The sequence below is a fragment of the Lacticaseibacillus songhuajiangensis genome (genome assembly GCF_003946025.1).
Lineage (GTDB): Bacteria > Bacillota > Bacilli > Lactobacillales > Lactobacillaceae > Lacticaseibacillus > Lacticaseibacillus songhuajiangensis.
In genome coordinates this window covers 22209-43813 of the sequence record NZ_RHNR01000013.1, presented here as the reverse complement: position 1 = coordinate 43813, position 21605 = coordinate 22209, and the positions used below count along the sequence as shown (strand labels likewise).

Annotated in this window: 16 protein-coding genes; 3 read left to right on the top strand and 13 right to left on the bottom strand. The window is 51.5% G+C overall.

The window, feature by feature from the left end:
- Positions 1 to 196 precede the first annotated feature (196 nt).
- Positions 197 to 370, bottom strand: a complete 174-nt coding sequence (locus tag EKM97_RS11925; RefSeq protein WP_164507436.1) for a hypothetical protein — start codon at positions 368 to 370, stop codon at positions 197 to 199.
- A 338-nt stretch (positions 371 to 708) separates the two neighbouring features.
- Here EKM97_RS11925 and EKM97_RS04980 point away from each other — a divergent pair, with 338 nt between their 5' ends.
- On the top strand, positions 709 to 2022 hold the full coding sequence (locus tag EKM97_RS04980) for a Fic family protein (RefSeq protein ID WP_125571183.1): 1314 nt from the start codon (positions 709 to 711) through the stop codon (positions 2020 to 2022).
- A 47-nt stretch (positions 2023 to 2069) separates the two neighbouring features.
- Here the strand turns inward: EKM97_RS04980 and EKM97_RS04975 are convergent, their stop codons facing one another.
- From EKM97_RS04975 to EKM97_RS04940, 8 genes are all read right to left on the bottom strand, one after another.
- Positions 2070 to 2318 (bottom strand): hypothetical protein, encoded by a 249-nt coding sequence (locus EKM97_RS04975; RefSeq protein WP_125571182.1) that lies wholly within the window; start codon positions 2316 to 2318, stop codon positions 2070 to 2072.
- 112 nt (positions 2319 to 2430) lie between these two features.
- Positions 2431 to 3324, bottom strand: coding sequence for a ketose-bisphosphate aldolase (locus tag EKM97_RS04970; RefSeq protein WP_125571181.1), 894 nt, complete (start codon positions 3322 to 3324; stop codon positions 2431 to 2433).
- Positions 3325 to 3378: 54 nt separating this feature from the next.
- On the bottom strand, positions 3379 to 4242 hold the full coding sequence (locus tag EKM97_RS04965; RefSeq protein WP_125571180.1) for a class II fructose-bisphosphate aldolase: 864 nt from the start codon (positions 4240 to 4242) through the stop codon (positions 3379 to 3381).
- Positions 4243 to 4256: 14 nt separating this feature from the next.
- Positions 4257 to 5354 carry a PTS fructose transporter subunit IIC gene (locus EKM97_RS04960; protein WP_125571179.1) on the bottom strand — a complete coding sequence of 366 codons (1098 nt, stop codon included), beginning with the start codon at positions 5352 to 5354 and terminating at the stop codon, positions 4257 to 4259.
- An 11-nt stretch (positions 5355 to 5365) separates the two neighbouring features.
- Positions 5366 to 5680, bottom strand: coding sequence for a PTS fructose transporter subunit IIB (locus EKM97_RS04955; protein WP_125571178.1), 315 nt, complete (start codon positions 5678 to 5680; stop codon positions 5366 to 5368).
- 2 nt (positions 5681 to 5682) lie between these two features.
- Positions 5683 to 6168, bottom strand: a complete 486-nt coding sequence (locus tag EKM97_RS04950; RefSeq protein ID WP_125571177.1) for a PTS sugar transporter subunit IIA — start codon at positions 6166 to 6168, stop codon at positions 5683 to 5685.
- Complete coding sequence (locus tag EKM97_RS04945) at positions 6149 to 7642, bottom strand: BglG family transcription antiterminator (protein WP_125571176.1); 1494 nt, start codon at positions 7640 to 7642, stop codon at positions 6149 to 6151. Before EKM97_RS04945 ends, EKM97_RS04950 begins: the two co-directional genes overlap by 20 nt.
- Positions 7643 to 8111: 469 nt before the next feature.
- On the bottom strand, positions 8112 to 8975 hold the full coding sequence (locus EKM97_RS04940; protein ID WP_125571175.1) for an ROK family protein: 864 nt from the start codon (positions 8973 to 8975) through the stop codon (positions 8112 to 8114).
- 317 nt (positions 8976 to 9292) lie between these two features.
- On the opposite strand from EKM97_RS04940, the gene EKM97_RS04935 reads away from it, so the two are divergent.
- Positions 9293 to 10393 carry an acyltransferase family protein gene (locus EKM97_RS04935; protein WP_125571174.1) on the top strand — a complete coding sequence of 367 codons (1101 nt, stop codon included), beginning with the start codon at positions 9293 to 9295 and terminating at the stop codon, positions 10391 to 10393.
- A 39-nt stretch (positions 10394 to 10432) separates the two neighbouring features.
- Here EKM97_RS04935 and EKM97_RS04930 read toward each other — a convergent pair whose 3' ends face one another.
- The 3 genes from EKM97_RS04930 to EKM97_RS04920 form a co-directional block, all read right to left on the bottom strand.
- On the bottom strand, positions 10433 to 12256 hold the full coding sequence (locus EKM97_RS04930) for a sensor domain-containing diguanylate cyclase (RefSeq protein ID WP_125571173.1): 1824 nt from the start codon (positions 12254 to 12256) through the stop codon (positions 10433 to 10435).
- Between the two features lie 769 nt (positions 12257 to 13025).
- Entirely contained in the window at positions 13026 to 14657 is a 1632-nt protein-coding gene (locus tag EKM97_RS04925; RefSeq protein ID WP_125571172.1) for a peptide ABC transporter substrate-binding protein, read from the bottom strand.
- Positions 14658 to 15231: 574 nt separating this feature from the next.
- On the bottom strand, positions 15232 to 16869 hold the full coding sequence (locus EKM97_RS04920) for a peptide ABC transporter substrate-binding protein (protein WP_125571171.1): 1638 nt from the start codon (positions 16867 to 16869) through the stop codon (positions 15232 to 15234).
- 500 nt (positions 16870 to 17369) lie between these two features.
- Here EKM97_RS04920 and EKM97_RS04915 point away from each other — a divergent pair, with 500 nt between their 5' ends.
- A complete protein-coding gene (locus EKM97_RS04915; RefSeq protein ID WP_125571170.1) occupies positions 17370 to 19214 on the top strand; it encodes a sensor domain-containing diguanylate cyclase in 1845 nt (614 codons plus the stop codon).
- 463 nt (positions 19215 to 19677) lie between these two features.
- On the opposite strand, the gene EKM97_RS04910 is transcribed toward EKM97_RS04915, so the two are convergent.
- A complete protein-coding gene (locus EKM97_RS04910; RefSeq protein WP_125571169.1) occupies positions 19678 to 21315 on the bottom strand; it encodes a peptide ABC transporter substrate-binding protein in 1638 nt (545 codons plus the stop codon).
- Positions 21316 to 21605 lie beyond the last annotated feature (290 nt).

Below are 21605 nucleotides of genomic sequence, written 5' to 3'. Positions count from 1 at the left end.
GAGGAGAGGGTTCCTTTCGTGAGGCTGAGCCGGAAGCGGTTAGGCGCGCGACTGTGTATCTGCTCCGCACGCTATCTGTTTCTGGCTCCGGCCGCCGTTAATTGCTCTATTCATTATAGCGCAAACAGCGACCGTGCTGGGAGCACGGCCGCTGCGGTTGATGTTGACTTAAAACATAGTAATGGTTCGGGCAGGTTTAGTATTCACTCACTTCTCTTAGATAATTCTCAAGAGACCCATGTTTCGCTATTTTGCCAAGTTTAACATTGGTGATGGCACGGTCAATTGGCGGAATCTCGGCATCAATTGTTCGTGAAGTATTCTGTTGTTTGTTCGCGTTTTTAGATGTTGTCTTCGCTTTCGCGGTCATTAACATCACCTCGTTTGTTTTATAAACAGCCTAACACCAGTAATCAGCCATTAAAAATCACGAGGTTCACCATCTTTATCGTTAATAGTTCGCAGCATGGCGAATTTTACCAAGTTCGACATATTGGTAAAATTGCAAGCAAAGTTTCAGTTCAATTTTACCAATTCGGCTGTTTTGGTAAAATGCGGAGGTGAATCTCTTCGTTAATTTGACCAAAATGGCATTTTTGGTAAAATGTAATTGTCATTATAGAGTCGAATTTAACCAAACCAGCTGTTTTGGCAAAATTGATTACATCAATTCTAAACAACCAATATTCAAAAAAATAGGTGATACTCGTGGCAAACTATAAATTACTCAGCAAATTCAAATACGGCCAAGACGGCCGCTCCCGCTTAAGTGACGCAGATGTGGCATCTGAATACCAAAATCGCATCAACAGCTATTCCGCCGTTAAAACCAACATGTACCCACGCTTAGATTCTAAATCTGAACTAGACATCGGCTTACGCACAGGAAAGAGTCTTTCTACCGCCCCGTTTCCAGCATTCTGGGTGGTCACTCCAACCCATCTGCAAAAAATTGACAAGTTGCGCAACCAATCGATTTACATTTCCGAAATCACCAGTCCAACGCATATTCCTCAAGTTGCGGTTGAAAGCTACCTGTCCTCGTTACTGACCAACGAGATTTTCTTCACCAATGAAATTGAAGGCGTCCACACGAATTTTGAGGAAATCAGTACCATTGTTTGGGATTCAGATACAGACTCCAAATCCGCTAACCGACGTCTAGAATCTACCATTCGTCAGTATCAGACTGCCTTAAAAGGTGAGCAAAAACAAATTAACAGCCTGCAGGATTTTCGTCAACTCTATGACGAATTGCTAAAGGGAGAGATTGATCCTGAAAATCTACCCGACGGTAAACTCTTCAGAAACAGTTTCGTTTTCATCGGTAAAGGCCAGGGTGCAAACACGCAGGCAGTGCATCTTCCGCCAGATAATGAAGCCGCAATAAATATTGCACTCTCACAACTCATTGACTTTATGAATAACGAAGATATTACGGCGATTGATAAGGCCCTCGTCACTCACTTCATGTTTGAGAATACACATCCCTTCAAGGATGGAAATGGTCGTACCGGTCGCTATTTACTCGCAACCTACCTCGCAAAAAAAACCGATACATTTACCGGGCTGACAATTTCAACCTCAATTCATAATCACATTCAAAAATATTATCGACTGTTTCAAGAAGCAGACGATATTGAAAACAAAGCCGACTTGACACTGTTTATCGATGGAATGCTTGATATTATCATTGACGGTCAGCTTGAGGTCATCGCACAAATTACACGCCGTATCCAGGAGCTCAAGGACAACATGGATCACATTCGTACGCTTTATCCCGCGTTTGATGACGACTACAAGAATGTTATCTACCTCTTTTTACAATCGAAGTTGTTTACCAACAGCAAAAAAGATGGTATTCAAGATCGTAAATTGTTCGAAGTCGTAAACCGCGCGAACAAAATTTCGCGGCGCACGTTCAAAGATATTATCGACGACCTCGTTGCACAGCACATCATCATCACTATCAAGAGCAATCCAATGCAGCATGTGCTTGCTGACAATTTGCTCATCCAGTAACAAAAAACAGGCCCGACACCTCGGGCCTGTTTTAGAATCAATCACAATCACTGACGCACGTAACTCGCCTCACTCCAGTCAATCACTGTATCCGCCAGCCGGGATGCATCTGGATGGTCAATCCACCAAACAATCGCCACCCGCCGCCGCGTTGTGTCGTCCGCACGGTAACCGTAGCCAATCACGTATTCGGCCGGCTCGCTATAACCATACAGTGGAATGGCCTCCCGTTGGATGTCGTCTGTCGGTTGATCCGTCACCACATAGGACACTCCGTTCACCATTGTTTTGCTCAAGCGCATCACCTTCACCTCGCTCATCAATTGCTCGGGATACAAAACGCCAGGCTTGACGCATTGTGCGTTAACCTGGCGTTTCGTTTCATCTTTTAGGAGTTAAGCTGCATGCTTACAGCTCGTTTGCGCGCCATGGGTCCATGCCGTAGTAGAGGGTTGCCTTGCCAACAGAACCGAAGAGTTCGTTCTTGTGGTGAACAACTTCCTTGGCAGCGTCGATGCAGGCAGGGAACAGGTTGTTTGGATCCCAGCCTTCATCTTCAGCGAGAACCTGGCGAGCCTTCTTGAAGAAGGCGTACTTGTAGTCAGAGGAGATATTAACCTTGGAGATACCAGTCTTAACGGCTTCAGCAATCTGGTCGTCAGGGTTGGAAGAACCACCGTGGAGAACCAGTGGTACGTCGACAACATCCAGAATCTGGTTGAGAATGTCGATACGGATCTTTGGGGTAACGTCGGAAGGGTAAATCCCGTGCGCGGTCCCGATACCAACAGCCAGTGTGTCAACGCCGGTTTCTTCAACGAACTTCTCGGCGTCTTCAGGCTTGGTGTAAATCCCGTTCTTCAAGTGTTCCTTAACCTGGTTACCGGTCTGGCCGATGGTCCCCAGTTCGCCTTCAACGGAGACGTTGGCCAGGTGGCACATCTGAACGGTGGCCTTAGTGATGGCGACGTTGTCTTCCCATGAGCTCAGGGAACCGTCAATCATGACGGAGCTGAAACCATCATGGATAGCGCGGGCAACGCTACGCAGGTTATCACCGTGGTCCAAGTGGAGAACGAAAGGTACCTTACTGTTCTTGATGCGGGTCAGAACATATGTCCAGAAGTCATCCTTCGCGTAGGCCAATTCGGTTGGGTGGACAGCGATGATGGCAGGTGCATTGTCGGCTTCACACTGTTCAACTGCGGACTTCAGCAGTTCAGCGTTGGACACGTTGTAAGCACCAACGGCAAAATGGTTCTTCTTAGCAACTGCAAGCAACTGGTTCATATTGAGTAACATAATATTTTCTCCTTTTGGTTAATATCCAAGTGAAATCCCTACTGAGACAAACAACTACATGGTTTCTAGGTTCTTCCCCGCTGAGCCGGAAATTTCGATGTACTTGGTGACCATGTCCATCGCTGGTTGCAGCGTACCGTGCATGAGATCTGGGTACTCAATTGCCCGGTTTTCCTGCTGTTGTGCGTAAACCGCGTCCGCCTGGGCCTTCATCACGTCAGACCCGACGTTGACTTTACTAATGCCGGCCGCAATCGCCTTCTTAATGTTGTCAGCGCCACATCCGGATCCGCCATGCAGAACGAGCGGAATACCGGTGGCTTCCTTAACTTTGCGCACAATGTCGAAGTCAAAGACTGGTACGAAATCTTTGGGCATCACCCCGTGACTCGATCCGAATGATAAGGCCAGGGCGGTAACACCTGTGCGCTTAATAAAGCGAATCGCATCGTCGGGATCGGTGTACATATCAGCCTGAGTGAAGTGGTCACCCTTCACGGCGCCCATATTCCCCACTTCGGCTTCAACACTGATGCCCTTTTGCCGGGCAACTTCCACAATCCGGCGGGTAATCTGGACGTTCTCGCGGAATGGCTTCTCCGATTCGTCAATCATGACGCTGGAGAATCCGGCCTCAATGCTATCCATGACGTAATCTTCTGACTTCCCGTGGTCGAGGTTAATGGCCACTTCAACTTTCGCCTGCTTAGCCATCAAGATGACTGGTGGTAATACGTACTCCCTGGGAATATGTTTCTCCAGGTGCTCCATGAGCAGGTCAATGATGATTGGGGCGTTCGCCTTTTCCGCAGCGTGGATCGTCGCGTAGGCGCTTTCAAGATTGAAGCAGTTAATTGCCATGACGCCATAATGTCCAGCACTCGCCCGCTCCAACATGTCCGTCATCGAAACATACATATTTGTTTGTCCTCCTAGCTAATCTTGAGGTCACTTAAATCGATGTCTTCTTCTGGTTCATCTTCTTCAACCTTTGCCAGCTCGTCTTCTGGTTTGACAACTCGCTTCCAGGCGAAGAGGACAAGCCCGGTGACACAGGAGCCAATCAACAATGCTAGGCAGAAGAGCAATGGTTTGTTCATCGCGGGAACAATGAACATCCCCCCTGATGGTACTGGGCTCTTGATGCCCCAAGTCATGGACAACCCACCACCAACAGCGGCACCTAGTGCGGAACTGACGGCCACACGGATGAAGTCTACGGCGGCGATTGGAATGACACCTTCAGTGATCATGACAATCCCCATTGGGAAGGCAATCTTGATGTTGTCTTCTTCAGACTTGCTGTAGATGCGGCGCTTGAAGACGCGTGCCAGCACCCAGGAGATTGTGACACCAAATGGTGGCACCATTGAGGCAAGAATTTTGACGGCCTCTGGTTGCTGAATGCCTTGGAGCAACATCCCATCGGCAAACAGCGAGGCAACTTTGTTGACAGGGCCACCGAAGTCGATGGCTGCCATGCCGCCCAGGATACCGCCAAAGACGAAGCGCGCGGATCCTTGCATGCTGTTCAGGAAATTTGTCAGTGCGTTCGTTGCGGCAACGATTGGTGTCCCAATGACGTAGAACATGACGAGTGCCATAATCAGCGATGACAGCAGTGGCACAATCATCATTGGCTTCAGGCCTTCAGCCCACTTCGGTACCTTAACGTAGCGAACCAATGCGGCAACAACCCAACCAGCAACGTAACCACCGACCAGACCGCCCAAGAACCCGGCGCCGATGTTATAAGAGATAATCCCGGTGAGCAGCCCTGGGGCAATCCCGGGCCGGTCAGCGATTGAGTATGCAACCGCTGCGGCGATAACTGGTGCCAGCAGACCCATGCCCCACACACCCAAGGTGGTGAAAACTGAGGCAATCGGGTAATTCCCGTTAAACTTAGTGAGAACTTGACCACCCATCAAGTTACCAATCGCAATCAGCAACCCGGCTGCCACAACCAGCGGCAACATGTAAGAAATGGCGGTCATCGCGTGCTTTTTAATCTGTAGTTTTTTTAACATGTCCGCGCCCCCTAGCTCAAACCGAGCTGGTTGACGATGGTTTCAATTAACTTCGTTGGTGCTTTGATGGCGGTGTTAGTTGGTACCTCCACCACCTTCTTACCTTCAAAACGATCACGTCCGCCGATTTTAATGTCGATAGCCAGTAATACAAAGTCCGCTTCGGCAATCTGTTCCGGCGTTAATTCATCTTCCGTTCCAATCGTGCCCTGAGTTTCCATGTGGATCTCGTAGCCCAACTTCTGGGCACCCTTCATGATCTTTTCCCGTGCAATGTAGGTATGCGCGATACCTGATGTGCACGCGGCAACTCCGACAATTTTCATGGTTATTCTCCTTCCGGCTCTTTACGCAAAAGGGCAATTAACTCGTCTTTGCTCTGGATTTCGTGGAGTGCACCGATAAACTCATCGTCTGATAGAAGGATTGCGACCTTCTGCAGCAACTTGATGTGAAGCGTATTTGCGTCCGTATCACGAACGGCAAACAGGATGATGACGGTAATTGGTTCACCGTCTAGCGTCTCCCAAGGAATGGGATGCTTGCTCAGACCAATTGCAATGGTAGTGTTCGCAACTGCCTTAGATTTCCCGTGCGGAATTGCGACGCCCTGGCCCAGACCGGTAAAGCCTTCGCCTTCGCGCTTAATCACGTCGTCGATGAAACCCTGGCGGTCACTGACATCACCGTGCGCAACCAGCAAATCGGTTAATTCTTCAATCACGCCCAACTTGTCGGTCGCCTGCAGGTCCAAAGTAATCAAATCTTTTGTAACAACTGAACCCATATCAAAATTAGTCTGCATCGTGCTCATCGCTGCTCAACTCCTTTATTTTCTCTGCCACCCGATTCTGATCACTAGCCGTAAACATCACGTTTACCAGGATAATCGGACGCGTACTGTCAATTTCATCTGTTCGTACAGTGGTAATAATCAGGTCTGTTTTCGCGTCGTACTGCGCGCGATTCTTTTGGTACTGCCGAAGCGACAGCACATCTTCAATGTTGAGTTGTGGAAAGTACTTGTGCACTTTCACCTTTAACAACTCTGATGTGCCGATTCCGCTCGCGCACATAATTAAAGCATTAATTTGACGCGGGTTCTGCTCAAGGTACTTAATAAAGTAGAGTGCCATAAACCCGATTTCGTCGTCCGATACTTCCTTGCCTAAGTACTTCTGGAGCACCGTGTTGACCGCCTCGCGCGTTTCAGCGAAGACTTGCGGGTACTCGGAACTAATGTCGTGGAGCATGGTGTTCTCGATATGAATACCGTTCTCCAAACGGTTCAGAAGTGGCTTAACGTGCTGTGATAAATCAACTCGCAACTCATCGCTATCGATCCGCTCGCCAAACTTGTGACTCATCTGCTTTACGATGTCATCAACAATGGCTTGGATTCTTGGTGAGTACTTGCTTGACGTTGTTTGTGTCGATAACAGTCGCGATGAAATCAAGTATTGGAGAATGTAATATTTTTCAATCGCGGGTATTTCGCGACTGAGATACGCCCCAAGGTGCCCAATGACTTCGGCCGAGATACTGTAGAGCACCGGGTTTTCTTGAATCTGTCGTTCTTCATCCTCATCAAATTCCTCGTCGCCAGTGTCTGCGCGCAATCCCTGACGATAACGTTTGATTAGGATGTAGATATGGGTGAACAGATTAATGTTGTATGGGGCTGGTATAGTTGATCGCAACTCCTCTTCAATGAAATCAATCTGTCCGATGATGAACTGCATGTCGAAAGTGCTCAGGTCGGTGAACTCTTTCTTCATGCTCTGGTAGTCGGTGATGCCCATTTTGCCAATCGCGCCGATAATCAGCTGGCGAACAGCGCGTTCGCTACCGCTGACACTCAGCTCCTGGTGGTGCTTGACCAGTCGCAGACCGTGGCGCTCAATCTGTTGACTGAGCAGGAGCACGTCCTTATTCACGACCGTCTCACTAATGAAGAACCTGCCAAACAATTCATCCAGGGCAACTGGCTGTGGCGCCCGGAACAAAAGATTCAAAAGCACTTCGTTGCGGCGTTCTGTCGGGGAGTAGGAACCCAGATCGTTCATCTGATTGCTAAACCGCAAGTAGACGTCGTAATCGAGTTTGTATCCGCGACCCTTCTCGGAAATAATCAGTTGATCGGGCTGATCCGCTTCGTTAATGCTCTTGATAATCCGCATCACCGTTCGTGGTGACACGTTAAGGTAGGCTGCAATTTCGTTTGAGGTTCGAAAATCATTTTGCTGAACCATGTAACGAATTGTCTTCAGGTCTCGTTCGTTCATCATCTTTCTCACCACCTTCCTGACTACATTTATTATTATGCATGATATTTTTGATAGCGCTTACCAACAAGTGTCAGGAGCAGTTGCCATGTCATTTGGCAGGTGCACCTGACAAATTGGTCTACATACAGGCAGGATGTTGATCCTGTTCGTTTGGTAATTTGGCGTCGATGCTTTCAATATAACGATCTCATTCCGGAAGCGCAATCAAGTTTCTAGACAGTTGAACCAATTCAGTCCGCTTATTCATAAATGAAATAAAAAAAGTTATTGAAGCCAAACATCGTTCTTTATGTGAGATCATTCGGTAAATACGGGCCCGTCTCACTATTAAGATTTTCATTTCTTTAACTGCCCTTCCTTCAGCAAAACAAGGCCAAAAACTTTAGTTCTGTAACGCAAAAAGCGTCGCGTAACTTCACTGTGACGAAATTACGTGACGCTTTCTTCTATTGTAATTAGTGTTTACGTTTTAACGTGCAACCTCGGCCGCCAGCAACAATGCCCCAGTAATTCCGGCGTCATCTCCAAGTGCCGCGTGCACCAGGTACTCGTCAAGATTTGGCACCTGCACATAGTTGTTCAAGTATTCGGCAAACCGCTTGCGCATCTTCGGAAAAATCTGGCTCTGGTTCGACACGCCACCACCGAAGATAATGCGCTGCGGGGCAAAAGACAAGGTGTAACTCATCGCTGCCTGGGCCAGGTAGTCCGCCTCGATATCCCAAAGTGGATCATCCTCAGCCAGCGTATTGGCTTTAACGCCAGCTCGTGCGCCGATTGATGGTCCTGATGCCATGCCTTCCAGGCACCCATCATGGTATGGACAAACCCCATCAAAACCATTGAGCTCATTCTGTGCACGCTTGACCATGATGTGGCCAAGTTCAGGATGCGTATCCCCAACATAGATTGCGCCGTCATGAATGACGCCACCGCCAATCCCCGTACCAACTGTGAGGTAAACGGCATTCTGCAGGTTTTGCGCGCTCCCCCGTTTGAGTTCACCGTAGGCTGCCACGTTGACGTCGGTGGTCAGGTAAATTGGACATTTGATTTCCTTTTGCAGAGCCCCCAGTAGGTCGAAGCCACTCCAACCTTCTTTTGGCGTTTGACCGATAAAACCGTAATCGCTGCGCTGCGGGTTCACGCCAATCGGGCCGAACGCCCCTACTCCGAGTCCGTCTAATTCGTACTCGCCAAAGAACGCTAGCATCTCCCGCATCGTGTCTTGCGGATTCTCCGTACTGATTCGCGTCCGTGCCTTAATATTTAAGTCTTCGTCACTAACCGCGCACACCATCTTCGTGCCGCCAGCTTCAATTGCACCAATCATGTGTATGACCTCCAGAATTTAATAGAAAGCGGTAACATCCTGACATCATCGTAGCGCATCCTGATTCCAGCCACTGCGCGAATGATGGCAGGTACTTATGACAGTAAGACTCAAGAATGGGTATTTCCAACCGCTTATTTTGATTTTTTGCGCACAGCAATTCATGCAGCACCAAAATTCGTTTTCCTAGTCGGCTCCCCACATGCATCTTTGCACCCCTTTCGCCCCAGTGTCTATTGCCGCGCCGATTCCGCGGGGCTATCATAAAGCTATCATTGATTTTTCACCCTACATATTCTGAGAAACTAGGCGCAATTATGCACAAAGCACGTAACTCCAACATCGAACTGCTCCGCATCCTGGCGATGCTGCTGATTCTGGCACACCACTTCGCTGTGCACGGGGTGCTCCTGTCGGCCGATTACTCGCAGGCCACCGCGCAGCTGTTCTTCACCCAGATTCTGGTGAGTGGCGGCAAAATGGGCGTCGACATTTTCATCGTGATTACGGGCTACTTCCTCTGCAAATCCGAGTTCAAGTTGCGCCGCATCACGCCCGTCATTCTGGCGACCTGGACTTACTCGATGGTCTTCTTCGTCCTGCACGCGCTGCACACCCACAGCCTCAGCTTCTGGGGCACGATGATGTCACTATTTCCCGTGCAATATGCACAGTACTGGTTCGTGTCCGCCTACATTTTGCTAGTGATCCTCAGCCCAGTGCTGAACGCCTTCATCCGGCAGGCCGACGGCCGTAAGCTGGTCATGCTGACGCTGGCGCTGTTTACCTTCTTCTTCATCCTGCCGGTCTTCCTCAAAATGCGGCTGGATAATGACCGCACCCTGCGCTTCATCGTCCTCTACCTGCTCGGTGCCAACCTGCGCCTCGGCAACTTCGCCTTCCTGGAAAAACACGCGCGCGCTACCTTCTGGAGCACCATCCTCATCATGCTGCTGAGCATCACCGGGCTCGACCTGCTGGGCAACCTGCGCGACTCGGCCGCTCTCGTCGGCGGGGCCACCCACTTTGTCCTCGACAACTCGCCTTTTGCTGCCCTCGCAGCAGTGGCACTCGTCGCCGCGACCGCCAAAATGCCGGCGCGCTCATATCCCTGGGTTAACCGCATCTCCGGCTGCATGTTTGGCATCTACCTGATCCACGATAACGCCTACGTTCGGCCATACCTGTGGGGTAACCTGCTCCACGTGGAGCGCCTCTGGCAACTATCCGCCGGTAAGTTCGTGCTCGCCGCGCTCGTAATTATCCTCGGCATCTTCGCCGCCTGCCTGCTCGTCGAATTCATCCGCGGCATCGTGATGCAGCCGCTCACCCGCTGGCTCGCCGATGACAATTCCTGGCTCAACCGCAAGTTTGCGGGTCAGCGAACCCGCTTTGTCACCGCACACCACAAAGCATAAAAAAATCCCAGCCATCACGGCTGGGATTTTTGTTTGGACTTAACTGGCATCCGGCAAACTCGGCTTACCGAAGTAGTAGCCCTGCATGTAGCGAATCCCGAACTTATCGCGCGTCACTTCCATGTCGTCGCGATCTTCGACCCCCTCCAACACGAAGCTGAGGTTGTTGTCGCTGGCCACCTGCTGCCAGAAGCCAATCCGCTCAAACATGCGCTCGCGGGTATCGCTGCCGCGCAGATTCTGCATCGCGAACTTCACACCATCCGCAAAAGGCAGAACGTTCAGCACCTCGGCATAGCGATTATCACTGCCGACATCATCAATGAACACCAGCACGTTGGCCTGATGATAGATGGTGGCGACGCGGCGCACAGACTGCAGGTGCGGCACCTGCGTAATTTCGACAATGAGTTCCTCTAGTTCTGGGGTCGCCTGCCGGAAATCAGCAATTGCGCGCGCCACGTCGACGTCGGCAAACTGCTCCGTTGTCAGGTTCAGTGTGAAGCGGCGGCAAGTCGAATTGCGCAGCGCATCCCGCAACAAGCCAATTTGCCGGCGCACGGAAATATCGAAGCTTTCCGGCAGCACCCAGCGCGCCTTTTGCGGGTCGTACATGCGCAAGAGTAGTTCACTGCCCCACGGCGTCTTATCTTGAGTGCTGGCGTCCACAATGCCCTGGGCAAAATACGCGTAACGCGTATCACGAATCCCATCATCATCCATCTGCATCGGCATCCCTTCAACAGTAATGGCGTCACGACCGCGCCGCTTGCTGGCGTAAAGACTATCATCGGCGCGCTTAAAGACATCATCAATCGTGCGGTCAATCGAGCGCAAGGTGGTAATCCCTACTGACAGCGTGACGGCGATGTGGAAATCACCATATTTGAACTGCTTGTGGCGCACCGTCATACAAATTTTGTTGACCACCGGCAGCACCTGTTCCGGTGTGAAGCCAGAGAACGCGAGCGTGAACTCTTCGCCACCGGTGCGGTAGACGTGCTGGGTGCCGGTCTCGTCATTGGCAATCTGTTCCAGCAGCGTCGCCACCCCAATCAAAATCGCATTGCCGGCCAGGTGCCCGTAAGTGTCGTTAACCTGCTTAAAGTGGTCAATGTCCAGCGCCACGATGGTCAGCGGCTTGCTCTTCTTCTTGGCGTCCTCAAACAACTCCGTCACTTCAGTCTGGTAGAGCGTGAAGTTCTTGGCATTGGTCAGCGTATCGTAAGTCGCGAGCCGCTCCATGTCCTGGTTGCGCAAACTAGCGCGGTAGGACGCGGTCCAGGAGAGGTTGGCAAAAATCATCATCATCACGTACAGACTGAACGCCTGCACCTGCATGGTGCGGTCCAGAATGAGCATACCGGTTTCGCCGCCCCAGTCAAACCAGTACAGCGCCGCCAGCACAATGCCGGTGGCCGTCATCTGCCAACTGACGCGCATGAAACTATGGAAGCGCCGCACGAGGTACAAGGTGACCAGCAAAATGACGAGTTCAATCACAAAACGTGCACTCAGGACTTCCGTCTGCGTTTTGTACCACACTAAGAGCACCACGGCCGCGCGCGCCCAGTATTCCGGCAGGCGGATGTGCTGGTCAAACAGGCCGATGGTCATGATGTACAGGCCGACGTTCTGATAGGTCATCGTGCCCATCCCGTCGACATAGTTACTGCCCACGGCCAAACCTAAGCCTAGCCCAACACAAAGAATCGTCAGCAGGACCCGATTTGCCTGGCGACGCTGTGGTTTATTGCCCTGATCAAAAGCGCGGTCCCACACCCGTTGGTGCAGGCGAATGTAACCAGCGCTGAACACGCTGACCACGAATGCGCGGATTGTCCACGCAATCACCTCGTCCATCTTACTTGTCCCCCCTGCGGATAGTAACGTTTCCCCCCAGAAACGCTGATGCGCATCATTTTTTCGGTGATGCGTATCTTCAAAATTCGAGTTAATGCATACCTTACAATAATACCGCAATTATACAGGTAGCGGCTACTACTGTTGTGGGAGTTGGCTGCTTCGGTGTGGGGCGTTTGGGCTACGCGATTGGGGACTGCGCGGCGGGGACCGTTCGAGCCCACGGGCTCTCACTGGCGAATTTGCCGCAAAGCCCGCGTCAAATTCGCGCTCCCGAAAATGTTGTGTGCAGCCACGGCAAAATACGCCGTGTCTCCAAACAACATTTTTTTCGCCGCTTCATCCCCAATCGCTCCGCCCAAACACCCCACACCTCCGTGGACAAACGGCAAAGCAGCTTCAATTTCGACGTCATGAACCTTTTGAAACACCGCAACGTCATCGGATGCCAATGACTATTCAATGTGTTGTCCAACGATACATTCCATGAGTTCAAGATGTACTTTTGTCCATCACGATATATCGTGAGTGCACACGGAACTGAGGCGGATTGGTGGAGTTTGAGAAACGGAGCCGGCGACAAAAAAATGAGCAGTGTACTCAGCTCACACGGTTTTCGTGCGCTGAGTACACCGCTCATTTTTTCGGGAGCGGGAATTTGACTCACAGAGGCAAATTCCCCAGTGAGAGACTCCGGCAGGAGGCTCGAACGGTCCCCGCCGGCGGAGTTTCTCAAACGGAAGCAATCCGCCTCAGTCCCGCCACAGTTTTACTTGTTCGTCACACCGACAAAGTCGATCATGTTGCCTGGGCTGTAAAGCATGCCCTTGATGGACTTCTTGGTCAGGTGCGCTTCACCGGTCTGGTAGAGACCGATGACACTCTGGTCGCGGGCGATGATCTCATCAGCCTGCTTCAGGTCGTCCCAACGCTTAGCAACATCCGTTGCATCGGTCGTCTTGGACTTCTTGATGAGGGCATCGTACTGCGCGTTGCTCCAGTTACCCATGTTGTAACTGTTACCAGTTACCCACATGTCGAGGAAGGAGATGGCGTCAGGGAAGTCAGCCTGCCAGGATGAAACAACCACGTCAGCCTGGTGGTCAAGACTCAGCTGGACACGGGTCTTGAATGGTACGGACTTGGTGGAAACCTTGATACCAGGAAGTGCCTTGGACCAAGCACCCTGCAGGTATTCGAGAGTCTTCTTAGCAACATCAGTATCGTCAGACAGCAGGGTGAAGGAGATGCTGGACTTGCCGAGTTCCTTCAGACCCTTCTTGTAGTATTCAGCAGCCTTCTTGGTATCGTAATCGGAGTTGCTAGAGTACTTCTTGGAAGCGTCAGTTGCGAAGTCATCACCGGTCTTGTCGTTGGTAAACAGACCGTAAGGTACTGGCTGGGTGATTGGCTTGGAACCATCACCGAGGACCTTCTTGATGAATTCCTTACGGTTGATGGACATGGACAGCGCCTTGCGAATGTTGGCGTTACCCAGGGCAGGTACCCGCTTAGCGTTCATTTCGAGGTAAGTGGTACGAGCCTGCTGAACCGTGTTGTACTGGGAATCATTTTGCATCTGGCTTGCGCTATCACCAGAGATGATGGCGTCGTTGAGCTTGCCGGACTGGAAGAGGTTGAGTGCAGTGGTCGTTTCCTTAACAACCTGCGTCTTAATCTTCGTCACGTGGACGTTCTTGGCGTTCCAGTACTTCGGGTTCTTGACTTCGGTCCAGGTGTTGTCGGAACCATTCCAGTTCTTCAGCGTGTATGGGCCGTTGTTGGTCAGGTACTTGGAGCTCGTGGCGAACTTCTTGCCCCACTTATCAACCGCGGACTTTTCAGTTGGGTTGAAGACACAAAGGGTAATCATCTTTTCAAAGTATGGCATTGCCCGATCCAGCTTAACCTGGAAAGTGTACTTGCCAATGGCCTTAACGCCCAGCTTGCTCTTGTCCATCTTGCCGGCCGTGATGGCGTCGGTGTTCTTGATGCCAGAAGCAATGTAAGCGTATTCGGACTTGGTCTTCGGGTCAACCAGCCGCTGCCAGGAATAAACGAAGTCCTTGGCGGTGACTTCCTTGCCGTCACTCCACTTGGTGCCGTGGCGCAGGCTGAAGGTGTAAGTCAGCTGATCTTTAGAAACCTTAGGCAGTGACTTGGCGACGTCAGCTTCAAGTTTGTTGCCGTGGTACCGCAGAAGTCCGGCGTTGGTGTCGTCAAGCACCTGCCCGGAAATGGCGTCGGTCGCCATCTGCGTGTCCATGGTCGAAATGACGTCCTTGGACATGCGGGTAATCGTCTGCGTCTTGGAACTAGAGCTGCTATTGCCGCCGCAAGCTGCAAGCAAAAGGGCTAGAGACGTCGCTGCGACGCCCAGCCATAGTGGTTTCTTCTTCATGATAAAATTGTGCCTCCACAAATAATTAGGATGTGACTAGAATACCGCACGTTTTGTCATTTGTATACTTATTTCCTAATTTTTTGTGACTTTTTTCTAACCAGATGGCCATGATGACGCAAGTTTCAATAGATTGAATTTCGCTATCAACGCTGTCATATCAGCATCTTGTTATGATTCGCCATTATTTTTGTTCATATTTCGCCGCATTGCCGTTTATGCGGCGTAAACACCATTATGAGTTGCTTGCTCATTTATGTCACAATGAATAGTCAATCCGTTCCGTTTTTTCAGCATACCGGTGCATATTTCGCGCTTATATACAAAAAGTTCCGCTACCGATATTGGTAGCGGAACTTTTCATCTACAGCGCTGTTACGCCGGCGGACTCCTGACCAATCCGAATTACGGTGAGGAGTCCGCCACCTACGCTTCGCTGTCCGACGCTCTAAACGCTAAAACATTAAGAGCGTCTGGCTCCGCTTAACCCAATAAGACCACTATTCCAAAAACCGGAATAGCGGTCTTATTACGTTAATGCTCGAGAGCTAAGCGCATCGTGGCCCGCTCTTCCCTACTTCGTGATGTTCGTGGTGCCGACGAAGTTGATCATGTTACCAGGACTGTATGGCATGTCCTTGATGGTCTTCTTGGTCAGGTGCGCTTCACCGGTCTGGTAGAGGCTAATGACACCCTGCTGCTGGGCGAGGATTTCGTCGGCCTGCTTCAGGTCAGCCCAGCGCTTAGAGATGCTTGCCGCATCCTTATCCTTGGAGTCCTTAATCAGCTGGTCGTACTTAGCGTTACTCCAGTTACCGGAGTTGTAAGAGTTACCCGTTGTGAACAGATCCAGGAAGGAAATGGCGTCTGGGAAGTCCGCCTGCCAGGAGGAAACCACGGCGTCAGACTGGTGGTCCAGGCTCAGCTGAACACGCGTCTTGAACGGTACGGACTTGGTTGTGACTTTGATACCAGGCAATGCCTTGGCCCAAGCACCCTGCAGGTATTCGAGCGTCTTCTTGGCAACATCGGTGTCATCCCCAGTCAGCGTGAAGCTGATGGTGCTCTTGCCGAGTTCCTTCAGGCCCTTCTTGTAGAGGGCAGCAGCCTTCTTCACGTCGTACTTGGAGTCCGCGGCGTTGGCCTTGGAAGCCTCCGTTGCGAAGTCCTTGTTGTTGTCTTCGTTGGTGAACAGACCGTAAGGGACAACCTGGCTGATTGGCTTGGAGCCATCGCCGAGCACCTTCTTGATGAATTCCTTCCGGTTGATGGCCATGGACAGCGCCTTGCGAATGTTGACGTTGGCCAGTTCTGGCACCCGCTGGGCGTTCAGTTCCAGGTAGCTGGTCCGGCCCTGTTCAACGGTGTTGTACTGGGAATCATTTTGCATCTGGGCGGCGGTGTCACCGGAAATGATGGCGTCATCGAGCTTACCGGACTGGAACAGGTTCAGTGCGGTCGTGGTTTCCTTAACCACCTGCGTCTTGATTGTCTTCACGTGGACGTTCTTGGCGTTCCAGTAGTTCGGGTTCTTCTTTTCAACCCAGGTGTTAGAGGAACCGTTCCACTTAGTCAGCACGTATGGCCCGTTGTAAGTCTGGGTGTTCGCGCTGGTCCCGAACTTGTCGCCGTGCTTATCAACCGCAGACTTCTGGGTAGGGTCGAATACACAGAGTGTAATCATCGTCTTGAAGTAAGGCATTGGCCGGTCGAGCTTCACGACAAACTTGTACTTGCCTTCCGCCTTCACGCCGAGCGTGCTGGGATCCTTCTTGCCGGCTGTAATGGCGTCAGCGTTCAAAATACCCGAGGCGATGTACGCGTATTCGGACTTGGTCTTCGGGTCCGCCAGACGCTGCCAAGCGTATACGTAGTCCTTAGCCGTGACCTGCTCACCATTACTCCACTTCAGGTTCTTGCGCAGCGTAAAGGTGTAAGTCTTCTGGTCCTTAGAAACCTTAGGCAAAGCCGTTGCTTCATCTGGCTCCAACTTCTTGCCGTCATAACGTAGCAAGCCGGCGTTGGTGTCTTCAATGACCTGCCCGGCAATGGCGTCAACCGCCTTCTGTGGGTCCATGGTCGAGATGACATCCTTCGCCATCCGGTTAATCGTCTGCAACTTACTTGTGTCCGCGCTCTTGCCGCCACAAGCCGCGAGTACCAGGGTCAAGGCAACAGCTGCCAGCCCGGTCCATAATGGTTTTTTCTTCATATTTTCGTTCTCCCCATGCATATTTATTACTCAATTAGATTAACTCATTGTTTTGCTTTTGTACACTCATTTTTGCCACTTTTTATAATTTTTCTTCAGAAATGCGCATAATGTTGTTTTTGCTGGCTGAACAAATTAACCGGCATGTCGGCCTTTGATCACGGCCGTTGCGTCTTGAAAATGTCAATGAAACGCAGGGCGTCAAGCTGACTGCTTCACTTTCCGCCACATCTTAAAGCTCATTTTCGCACCGTTTGTTCACATTTTACGGTCATCATGGTGTGGCTTTTACTTTCGCCACAGTTGCAATTAATTCCAGTTAAAATGCATATCGCAGGTCATTCTGCATGTCATATACATTCTGACCAACAATGTTCAGAAACTTTCCCTCCTCACGTCAAAAAGTCAGCGATTTCAATCACTTGGCCTATCTTTAATGGTAAGATGCTCATTGGGGGAACCACTAAGCATTAAGTCATCAGTTCTGGGGGGAATTGACCGTGACTATACATACGTTTTCACTTAGTTGGCAGATGTTGCTGGCGCAGGGGCTGACGATGCTCTTCTTCGCCACCGGCTTTGTCAGTTATTACTCACGCGCCTGGCAGTACGCCGCGCGGCAAAAGGCCAGCGATTGGCGCCGCGGGGCGTGGATTCGCCTAGCGATTCCAGCAGCCGGCATTCTCGTTTCATTCTTACTCGCTTGGACGGGATCAGGACACTTGCTCCCCGTCGGCGGTCTGGTGCAGCAAGGGATTGCACTGTTCATTGTCAGCTACATTGCTCTGGACGCGCACACCACCACGCCGGAATACATTTTGCGCAGTCTCGCGCTCGCATTTTTTTGGGCGTTCACGCACCGCGCAGTGAATCTGTGGCCAAACAGTCTCTTTAGCTTTTTGCTTCTAATAGTATGGCTAACTTACGTGCGGGCAAACGGTAAGCACATTCGTTATCACCTGCTGCAACACAGTCTGGTCTTGATGACACTCGCGGCGCTCTACTGGCTCACCATTGATTCTGTATCGGCCGGCTTCAACATGAATCCCACGCTGCGCATCCAAGCGCTACTTTTGTACGCCTGCTCCAGCTTCTCAACGGGACTATACCTCTTCGAGTTGCGCCAGTCTGACAAGCAAAGTGAAGCCAACGCCCGGCGCGCGACTTACGACGCACTCACGAACACCAAAACTTACGCCATTTTCCAAGACGATCTAGAGCAACAGTTTGCGGCTTCCATCGCGAACGCTGAAGCACTGACCATGGTCGAAATCGACGTCGACCACTTCAAACAGGTCAACGACCACTACGGCCACCTAGCTGGGAACGAAATTCTAATCGGCGTCGCCACGACCCTGCGCGACGTGTTGCGCCGCCACCCTGGCGCACCCCAGCTCTACCGCACTGGCGGCGAAGAATTCAGCCTGATTTTCGCTGGCCAAACGACGCAGGAAGTTATGCCCGTCCTCATCGACTGCTGGCGGACGGTCCGCCGCACGCGTTACAGCGCCGGCGATAACGAACTGGCCGTTACCATCTCCTGTGGCGGTACCGAGCGCACCATCGCGGACAATTCTGCCGACGACCTCTTCAAGCGCGTCGACGACAACATGTACCAGAGTAAAAAGCGCGGCCGCGACGTCATCACCATGAACGGCGATACCTTGCGCGACAATACGGTGCACCGCGCCCGCGAAATTCTGGCCTACTACACGCAAACCATGGTCGACCTGCAAGATGCGAACAAGCTTGTGGCGCACGAAGTTGTCATCGCCCGTAACCTGTCCGAGTACGACCGCTGGCAAACTTGGCCTTTTGGCACACCGCTAACTAGCCAGTTGGCCTTCATGAATAAAGCGGTCAACATGGCGCCCGAACTGTGCTTAGCCATCAGCTTGAGCAAGAACGAGTGCATTGAACCCTACACCGTGCGCCAACTCCACGACTTCATGCAGTCCCACGCGGGATTGCACGGCATGATGGTGCAAATCAAGGCACCCGTCAGCACTGAGCTGTTGCGGCAGGTGCAGATTAACATGGCGGCGGAGGACATTAAAGTCGTCATCAGCGTCGATAATCTCGACGCCGGCGTTATCCCCATGACCGCCTTGCACCTCATCGACAGCATCAAGTTATCCATGGGCATGGTCCGTAAAGCACTCGGTCAACCGCAATCCGCCGCGGTCCTGCGGCAACTGGTCGCAGACTGCAGCGCGGCAGACGTGACCATCATCTGCACCGACGTCAACAGTCCCAGCGACGCCGAATTCGCGCAAGCAACCCTGCACGCCCGTTACGCGCAAGGTTACTACTACGACCGGCCAGATTTGCCGCGGATTGACTAACTTCTTGAGTCTGCACCACAACAAAGAGGACCCCAATTCTGAATGAGTTGGGGTCCTCTTTGTGTGACTGCTCAACGAACTCTCAATTACTTCGGTGAACATACACGCAATTGCGCGCACCCACAGTGTGCTCGTTCACACTCTGTGACGTGAGTGCTCGTCAGGACTGGGGCGGATTGGCAGAGCGACTGGAGACGGAGCTGGCGAAAATGCAATTAGCAGTGCATGCGGCGTCAGCCGTATGCACTGCTAATTGCATCGGGAGCGCAGATTTGACGTGAGTTTCGGCAAATCTGCCAGCGGAAGACCGCGTATGCGGGCTGAAGCGGTCCCCGCCAGCGCAGTCTCCAGGAGCGGCGCCAATCCGCCCCAGTCCTGACACCACCATTTTGAAATCATAAACACAAAAAAGCGTCCCGCTCAAAGGCGAAACGCTTTTCAGTTAACGCACAGTCGCAAGTGACTACTTGTTGTTAGTAGCACCGACGAAGTTCATCATCCCGTTAGGTCCAAGTTCCATCCCCTTGATGGAGGTCTTGGTCAGGTGGGATTCACCGAGCTGGTACAGCGGAATGACACCGGCCTGCTGGGTGAGCAGTTCAGCGGCACTCTGCAGATCGTTCCAGCGCTTGGTCGTGTTGGTTGCATCGGTGGTCTTGGAAGCGTTGATCAACTTGTCGTAGGTCGCGTTGCTCCATTCACCATCGTTGTAAGCACCACCGGTCGTGAACATGTCCAGGAAGCTGATGGCATCTGGGAAGTCAGCACTCCAAGCCGTCACAACCATGTCGGACTTCCGGTCAGCAGACAGCTGCAGACGGGTCTTGAATGGTACGGACTTGGTGTTAACCGTCATCTTGGCATCCTTGGTGCTGAGCTTTTCAAGGGCGTTCTGGAGGTATTCCAGGGTGCTCTTAGCCAGCGCCGTGTCGTCAGAAGTCAGGGTGTAGGAAACGGACTTGCTGCCGACTTCCTTCATCCCTTCAGCGAAGAGCTTCTTAGCCTTGGCCAGGTCGTAGTCAGTGTACTGACCAACCTTCTTGTCAGGCGCCGTTGTGAAGTCTTCACCCTGGTCGTTGTACATCATCTTGGTGGCAACAACCGTGGAGATTGGCACGGAACCATTACCAAGCACCTGCTTGATGAAGTTCTTGCGGTTGATGGCCATGGAGATAGCCTGGCGCACCTTAACGTTGGCGAATGCAGGCACGCGCTTAGCGTTCAGTTCGAGGTAGTAAGTAGCGTTCTGGGCACGGTTGTTGAAGGCAGGATCATTCTTCATCTGCTGTGCACTGTTACCAGAGACCACAACGTCATCGAGCTTGCCATCCTGGAACAGGTTAAGGGCGGTTGATGGGTCCTTAGCAACCTGGTAGGTCAACTTTTCGATGTGCACGTTCTTCTTGTCCCAGTAGTTCGGGTTCTTGGTCTGGGTCCAAGTATTGTCAGAACCACTCCACTTCTTCATCACGTAAGGGCCGTTGAAGGTGAGGGTGCTGGACTTCGTACCGTACTTATCACCGTACTTTTCAACCTGGCTCTTTTCGACGGGGTCAAAAGTCTGCAGGGTGATCATCTTTTCAAAGTATGGCATTGCTTTTTCCAACTTAACCTGGAAGGTGTAGTCGTCGAGGGCTTTAACACCGAGGCTAGAAGCAGGCTTCTTGCCGGCGGTAATGGCATCGGCGTTCTCAATTCCAGAGAAAATGTAGGCGTACTGGGACTTGGTCTTAGGATCCGTGGCGCGCTGCCATGCGAAAACAAAGTCCTTCGCTGTGACCTTCTTGCCGTCACTCCACTTTGCGTCCTTGCGCAGGTGGAAGGTGTAGGTCTTCTGGTCCTTAGAAACGGTGGCCATCTTGGCTGCCATGTCTGGTTCAAGCTTCTTACCGTGGAAACGGTAGAGACCAGAGTAGGTGTTGGCCATGGCCTGACCAGAAATCACGTCGGTTGCTAGTGCTGGGTCCATGGTGTTGATAATGTCGCTCGCCATAATCCGGGCAGAGCTAACACTCTTACCAGAATCGGACTTGCCGCCACAAGCCGCGAGAATGAGCGTCAGGGTCGTCGCTGCGACGCCCATCAGAATCTTCTTCTTCATAAAGAAATCCTCCATAATTGATGTTTACCAAATTAGAATACTCCTGCTAACGCTTAAAATCTACTAATTTGTGACGTTTTAAGCTTATTTTTGCGACATTTTAAGCAAAGCTTGCCCTCATCTTATGCCATAAGCTGCACAGAATAACACGTCATATCAGCATTTCTTGTATCTATATCAAAAACAGTTGTATTTAATTATGCTACACCCACCGCAAAACGCGGTCATTTTGTCGCACCGACCAACGTCCTTAAATCCCCGTTGTTATTGGTCTGACACGTGTTCGCACG